Genomic DNA, 3,216 nt, shown 5'->3' with positions numbered 1-3,216 from the left:
CAGTATCGGTGAGTGCCCAGTCGACGGGCACGCCGATGTACCAGGCGCCGAGAATGACCGCAGCACCGACCAGAATGATGATCCAGCAGGTCAGGACAACTTTCCAGCGCACCGCCGGCTGGCGCGCCGGACGAACCGGCGTCGCGTCACGAGCGTCGTCGTCGCGGGCTTCGTCGTCGTACAGCGCGGTCTCGTCGATCTTCGGGCGGAGCCGGTCGAAGAGGAATCCCATCATGCCCCTCCTCATGACCTGCCGCCAAAGTGTTCCGCTCGCGCGTTCCGCGTGCGGACCACGACAACTTTAGCGGTTGACACTCCCCCGGGCGGTGCCGAATCCCAGACGGCTCCGGCGTGTCACGCGCGCAGCAGGGGGGGCGACGCGCCGACTCCGCGCCCGGGCGTCTGGGATTTGGGCGGCTACTTCTTTGCCTTGTGCTGCTTCTGCTTGTGCAGCGCCTTCTCCGAGATCGGCGCAGCGCCGGATGCTTCGAGCTCGGCGTAGTACGCGCGCGCCTCGTCCTGGCGCTGCTGTTCGATGCCGCTGGCGATGGGCGCGCGCACGTGCTCGGGCTCGTAGCCGAACGCATTCACGAGGTCGAGCGCGTGCGGACGCAACCGCAGGCACAGCCGGTCGATGTAGCTCGACACGGCGGCGGCGCGCTGCGTCGAAAGACGGCCGTTGATGATGTGCCAAGCCAGGTGCTTCTCGACCAGCTGGAGGCCGAACAGGTCGCGCAGCCAGGTGAGCACCTGCCGCGTTTCGTCATCGGGCATGCTGTTGACGGCATCCGTGAACGCCTCCCACTGCAACAGCTCGCCGTGTGCGCGCGCGGCCTCGATGAGGTCGGCCTGGTTCTCGTTGAACAGCTTCTCGCCGAGCACCTTGTCCTTGCCAGCGGGACGCAGACGGCCGGCGATGTCGGCGACCATCTGCTGCACGCGGTCGGCGAGCAGTTCGTGCTGCTGCTCGGCGCGCAGGCCGTTCTCGACCGAGCGCGCCGTCGAGCCGAAGTCGGCGACGTTCTGTCCGAAGCGGCGCAGGCCCGCGCCGTGGAACACCTTGCCCGCGGTCTGCCCGAAGGCGTACTTGGCGAGAGCCGCAGCATCCTTGTCTTTGAACTGCTTCGCGAAGTCGGTGAGCAGGCGCTTGCCGACCAGCTGCAGCAGGACGTTGTTGTCGCCCTCGAAAGTGACGTAGATGTCGAGGTCTGCTCGCAGGCCGACGAGGCGGTTCTCGAACATGTACCCGGCACCGCCGCAGGCCTCGCGCGCCTCCTGCAGAGTGTCGAGCGCGTGCCAGGTCGACAGCGGCTTCAGGGCCGCCGCGAGGGTCTCGAGATCTTCGCGGTCATCCGGGGTGTCGGTGCGGCCGGAGAAGACGCCATCGAACTTCTGCGCGAACTCATCGTGCGCGAAGATCTGCGCGTACGTGGTGGCCAGACGCGGAAGCAGGCGACGCTGGTGCTTGCCGTAGTCGAGCAGCACGACCTCCTGCCCGTCTGCGCCATCGAACTGGCGGCGCTGCGTCGCATAGGTGATCGCGATGTGCAGGCCGAGGGCGGATGCCCAGGATGCTGCGCCATCGAGCGAGACGCGCCCCTGGACGAGGGTTCCGAGCATCGTGAAGAAACGACGCCCGGGGCTGTCGATGGGGCTCGTGTAGGTGCCATCCGCTGCGACGTCGCCGTACTTGTTCAGCAGATTGGTGCGGGGGATGCGCACGTGGTCGAACGCGAGACGGCCGTTGTCGATGCCGTTGAGGCCGCCCTTCAGGCCGTCGTCCTCACGCGTGATGCCGGGAAGATCATTGCCGTCCTCCCCGCGCAGCGGAACGTAGAAGCAGTGCACGCCGTGGCTCACGCCGTTCGTGATCAGCTGGGCGAAGACGGTCGCCGCGACGCCGTGGAGGGCCGCGTTTCCGAGGAACTCCTTGGTCGCCGCGCGGAACGGGGTGTTGATGACGAACTCTTCGGTCTCGGGATCGTAGGTCGCCGTCGTCGCCGCCGCTGCGACATCGGAGCCGTGGCCGATCTCGGTCATCGCGAAGGCGCCGGGGATCGAGAGATCCATGATGCCGGGGAGCCACCTGTCGTGGTGCTCGGCGGTGCCCAGCTGCAGCACCGCTGAGCCGAAGAGGCCCCACTGGACTCCGGCCTTGATCTGCAGGCTCGGGTCCGCCGCGACAAGCTCCTCGAAGCCAGAGATGTTGGCGCCGTTGTCATTCTCGCCGCCGAACTTCTTCGGGAAGGCGCGGTGGATCGCCTTGTTCTGAACGAGCAGGTGCAGCTGGCTGAGGACGCGCTCGCGGTGCTCGTCCTTGCTCAGTGAGTCATCGCGCCAGAACGCCGGGTCCTTGATCATCTCGCGCGCAGCGCGACGAGTGTCAGCCCAGGTGCCGAGGAGGAGCTCGTTCACGCGCTCGACATCGATGTGCGGATCGCTCTCTTGTGTCGGCTGCGAAGTGCGGACGGCGGCGTCGACCATTGTGTTCCTCTCGAGGAGAAGTAAGGATGCTTCAACCGTAGGACTCCTCCAACCCGGCGCAAAGCGTACTGTGCGATCCCTCCAACAGCTTCGGCGACCGTAACCATCCGGCGTTGTCGCGAGCCAACAGGTTCGGGTCGCTCCCGCCCCCGAAGTGTGCGCAGCCAGAGGAGAAGAGTTTCGCGGGTTCCCGGGCGGGCGGAGCCGCGAAACTGTTCTCGCATGAGCGCGAACTCGGGAGCGCTACCGGGAGGGGCGGCATACGGTGGAGCAATGAGCGAGAGATACCGAACAGAGGCGAGCAACCGCGACGGCGGAGTCGGCGTCAGCGTCGTGGCCGACGGGATGTCCGTGCCGGTGGCGTCACCGCTGAACCCGGATCGCGATCCCGCCGCATCCAACCCCGAGCAGCTGCTGGCTCTCGCCTGGGCGACGTGCCTGAATGCGACAGCGCGAGTGTTCGTCGCCGACGATGTGCGCACCGCGGTGCGCGTCGAGGTCGCACTGCACGATGCGGACCCCGGCCCAGGTCTCGAGTTCCACGTAGACGCGTATCTTTCGGTCGAGGGAGCGGATGCTGCCGAGGCAGAACGCGTACTCGCCGCCGCGCACGCGCGCTGCCCGGTGTCGAAGCTGCTCGCCGGCGCAGCCACCGTCGCCGTGCACGCGGAGCCGTACGCCGCCTGACGCGACCACTCAGTTCGCGGCGACCACTCAGTTCGCGGCGACCAC

Annotated in this window: 3 protein-coding genes; 1 reads left to right on the top strand and 2 read right to left on the bottom strand. The window is 67.3% G+C overall.

The window, feature by feature from the left end; translation table 11 throughout:
- Together ACTIAO_RS11750 and ACTIAO_RS11745 are read right to left on the bottom strand one after the other, a co-directional pair.
- Positions 1-235, bottom strand: a 235-nt coding sequence (locus tag ACTIAO_RS11750; RefSeq protein WP_441906412.1) for a hypothetical protein, incomplete at its 3' end; no start/stop codon positions are given.
- A 182-nt stretch (positions 236-417) separates the two neighbouring features.
- Positions 418-2,484: an acyl-CoA dehydrogenase family protein gene (locus ACTIAO_RS11745; RefSeq protein WP_441906411.1), complete on the bottom strand. Its 2,067-nt coding sequence runs from the start codon at positions 2,482-2,484 to the stop codon at positions 418-420.
- 273 nt (positions 2,485-2,757) lie between these two features.
- On the opposite strand from ACTIAO_RS11745, the gene ACTIAO_RS11740 reads away from it, so the two are divergent.
- Positions 2,758-3,171: an OsmC family protein gene (locus tag ACTIAO_RS11740; protein ID WP_441906410.1), complete on the top strand. Its 414-nt coding sequence runs from the start codon at positions 2,758-2,760 to the stop codon at positions 3,169-3,171.
- The last annotated feature ends 45 nt before the right edge of the window (positions 3,172-3,216 follow it).

The sequence above is a fragment of the Microbacterium sp. genome (assembly GCF_052099035.1).
In the GTDB taxonomy this organism is placed as follows: Bacteria; Actinomycetota; Actinomycetes; order Actinomycetales; family Microbacteriaceae; genus Microbacterium.
The sequence above is the reverse complement of the archived record's forward strand: the minus strand, read 5'-3'. Positions and strand labels throughout refer to the sequence as shown.